The sequence below is a fragment of the Agrobacterium sp. NPDC090273 genome (assembly GCF_044772305.1).
Taxonomy (GTDB): Bacteria; Pseudomonadota; Alphaproteobacteria; order Rhizobiales; family Rhizobiaceae; genus Agrobacterium.
In genome coordinates, this window is record NZ_JBIVYN010000017.1 from 2,501 (window position 1) to 6,138 (window position 3,638).

1 tRNA gene and 2 rRNA genes are annotated in these 3,638 nt (G+C 52.4%); all 3 read left to right on the forward strand.

What is annotated here, in order from left to right:
* Positions 1-395: 395 nt before the first annotated feature.
* The 3 genes from ACIQT8_RS25180 to ACIQT8_RS25190 all read left to right on the forward strand — a co-directional run bounded on the left by ACIQT8_RS25180 (position 396) and on the right by ACIQT8_RS25190 (position 3,636).
* A 23S ribosomal RNA gene (locus ACIQT8_RS25180) occupies positions 396-3,193 on the forward strand.
* A 102-nt stretch (positions 3,194-3,295) separates the two neighbouring features.
* Positions 3,296-3,410 (forward strand): 5S ribosomal RNA (rrf, locus tag ACIQT8_RS25185).
* Between the two features lie 149 nt (positions 3,411-3,559).
* Positions 3,560-3,636: transfer RNA gene (locus tag ACIQT8_RS25190), tRNA-Met, on the forward strand.
* The last annotated feature ends 2 nt before the right edge of the window (positions 3,637-3,638 follow it).

Below are 3,638 nucleotides of genomic sequence, written 5' to 3' on the forward strand. Positions count from 1 at the left end.
AGTCCCAGAGAAACCATGTGATGGCTTAGTCGGCCGGAATTGGTGGAGGGATTGGAGGTAGGAAGGAAAGCTTGTCCTGGGCATTTTTGTTGTTGGAACTGATGTTCCTCTGATGAAGATGCTGGATTGATGTTGCCTGACCGCGCATCACCGGATGATATCTCGAGAAGCTGGTCTTAATGGTATGGCTTCGAGGTGCACCGGCGTGCCCTCAATGAAGACCGTACCGAACACGTCGATGTCATCAATGAATGACCTGGTTGTAAAAGGTAACCGGGTCTTTGGTTCTGGCGAATGCGGCTAGTCCGTATGGCCAGATTTGGAACCCCTTCGAGCGCAAGCGAGGAGGATAGGAATTCCAAATCCAATATGTGGTGAGCATAGACAATGAGAACGAACAAGTGTTCTAAGGGCATTTGGTGGATGCCTTGGCATGCACAGGCGAAGAAGGACGTGATACGCTGCGATAAGCTGTGGGGAGCTGCGAATAAGCTTTGATCCATAGATCTCCGAATGGGGCAACCCACCTTAAATGCTTGGAAAATCCAGTCTGTTTTATGAACGGCCTGGGTTTCCAAGCATTGTGATAAGGTATCTGCACCTGAATACATAGGGTGTAAGAAGCGAACGCAGGGAACTGAAACATCTAAGTACCTGCAGGAAAGGACATCAACCGAGACTCCGCAAGTAGTGGCGAGCGAACGCGGACCAGGCCAGTGGCAATGCTGAATAAAGTGGAACGGAATGGAAAGTCCGGCCATAGAGGGTGATAGCCCCTTACACGTAGAACAGGCATTGTCCTTGAGTAGGGCGGGACACGTGAAATCCTGTCTGAACATGGGGAGACCACTCTCCAAGCCTAAGTACTCGTGCATGACCGATAGCGAACAAGTACCGTGAGGGAAAGGTGAAAAGCACCCCGACGAGGGGAGTGAAATAGAACCTGAAACCGGATGCCTACAAACAGTCGGAGGGCGCAAGCCTGACGGCGTACCTTTTGTATAATGGGTCAACGACTTAGTGTAACTAGCAAGCTTAAGCCGGTAGGTGTAGGCGCAGCGAAAGCGAGTCTGAATAGGGCGATTTAGTTAGTTGCATTAGACCCGAAACCGAGTGATCTAGCCATGAGCAGGCTGAAGGTTGGGTAACACCAACTGGAGGGCCGAACCCATAACTGTTGCAATAGTTCGGGATGACTTGTGGCTAGGGGTGAAAGGCCAATCAAACTCGGAAATAGCTGGTTCTCCGCGAAATCTATTTAGGTAGAGCGTCGACCGAATACCCTCGGGGGTAGAGCACTGGATGGGCTATGGGGACTCACCGTCTTACTGATCCTAACCAAACTCCGAATACCGAGGAGTACTAGTCGGCAGACACACGGCGGGTGCTAACGTCCGTCGTGAAAAGGGCAACAACCCTGACCTCCAGCTAAGGTCCCCAAGTCATGGCTAAGTGGGAAAGGATGTGAGGATCCCAAAACAACCAGGATGTTGGCTTAGAAGCAGCCATCATTTAAAGAAAGCGTAACAGCTCACTGGTCTAAATAAGGGTCTTTGCGCCGAAAATGTAACGGGGCTAAAGCCATGCACCGAAGCTGAGGATTTGCAGCAATGCAAGTGGTAGCGGAGCGTTCCGTAAGTCTGTGAAGGCGGACCCGTGAGGGCTGCTGGAGATATCGGAAGTGCGAATGTTGACATGAGTAACGATAAAGAGGGTGAGAGACCCTCTCGCCGAAAGACCAAGGGTTCCTGCTTAAAGTTAATCTGAGCAGGGTTAGCCGGCCCCTAAGACGAGGCGGACACGCGTAGTCGATGGGAACCACGTTAATATTCGTGGGCCTGGTGGTAGTGACGGATCTCGTGTGTTGTTCAACCTTATTGGATTGGTTGGGCGGCGAAGAGGTTCCAGGAAATAGCTCCACCGTATAGACCGTACCCGAAACCGACACAGGTGGTCAGGTAGAGTATACCAAGGCGCTTGAGAGAACTATGTTGAAGGAACTCGGCAAATTGCACGCGTAACTTCGGAAGAAGCGTGACCCCATTTTACGCAAGTATGATGGGGTGGCACAGACCAGGGGGTAGCGACTGTTTATCAAAAACACAGGGCTCTGCGAAGTAGCAATACGACGTATAGGGTCTGACGCCTGCCCGGTGCTGGAAGGTTAAAGGGAGGGGTGCAAGCTCTGAACTGAAGCCCCAGTAAACGGCGGCCGTAACTATAACGGTCCTAAGGTAGCGAAATTCCTTGTCGGGTAAGTTCCGACCTGCACGAATGGCGTAACGACTTCCCCGCTGTCTCCAACATAGACTCAGTGAAATTGAATTCCCCGTGAAGATGCGGGGTTCCTGCGGTCAGACGGAAAGACCCCGTGCACCTTTACTATAGCTTTACACTGGCATTCGCCAAGGCATGTGTAGGATAGGTGGTAGGCTTTGAAGCAGGGACGCCAGTTCTTGTGGAGCCATCCTTGAAATACCACCCTTATCTTCGTGGATGTCTAACCGCGGTCCGTTATCCGGATCCGGGACAGTGTATGGTGGGTAGTTTGACTGGGGCGGTCGCCTCCGAAAGAGTAACGGAGGCGCGCGATGGTTAGCTCAGACCGGTCGGAAATCGGTCGTCGAGTGCAATGGCATAAGCTAGCCTGACTGCGAGACTGACAAGTCGAGCAGAGACGAAAGTCGGTCATAGTGATCCGGTGGTCCCGTGTGGAAGGGCCATCGCTCAACGGATAAAAGGTACGCCGGGGATAACAGGCTGATGACCCCCAAGAGTCCATATCGACGGGGTTGTTTGGCACCTCGATGTCGACTCATCGCATCCTGGGGCTGGAGCAGGTCCCAAGGGTATGGCTGTTCGCCATTTAAAGCGGTACGTGAGTTGGGTTCAGAACGTCGTGAGACAGTTCGGTCCCTATCTGCCGTGGGTGTAGGAATATTGACAGGATCTGTCCCTAGTACGAGAGGACCGGGATGGACGTATCTCTGGTGGATCTGTTGTCCTGCCAAGGGCATAGCAGAGTAGCTATATACGGAATGGATAACCGCTGAAGGCATCTAAGCGGGAAACCAACCTGAAAACGAGTGTTCCCTATCAGAGCCGTGGAAGACGACCACGTTGATAGGACGGGTGTGGAAGTGCAGCAATGCATGAAGCTTACCGTTACTAATAGCTCGATCGGCTTGATCGTTCTCATTGTTCATGTTCATCAACGATGAATTGACGTGTTCAAATCAAACGAAGCAATCGCTTCCCAGCTTCTCGAAAAACAACGCTTGTTGCGTTTTGCCGACCTGGTGGTTATCGCGGGGCGGCTGCACCCGTTCCCTTTCCGAACACGGCCGTGAAACGCCCCAGCGCCAATGGTACTTCGTCTTAAGACGCGGGAGAGTAGGTCGCTGCCAGGTCTGCAAAACGCAACAACAAATCTTCTCATCACATAAGGGCCTCAAGCCCATAACAGAGGCCGCACATCGCGGCCTTTTTTGTTATAATATCAGCTTCTCGGCAGACAAATCTGCTGAATGAGACTTCGCCAAAGGCAAAGTCATGGTGCCGCGGGGTGGAGCAGCCCGGTAGCTCGTCAGGCTCATAACCTGAAGGCCGCAGGTTCAAATCCTGCCCCCGCAACCAAT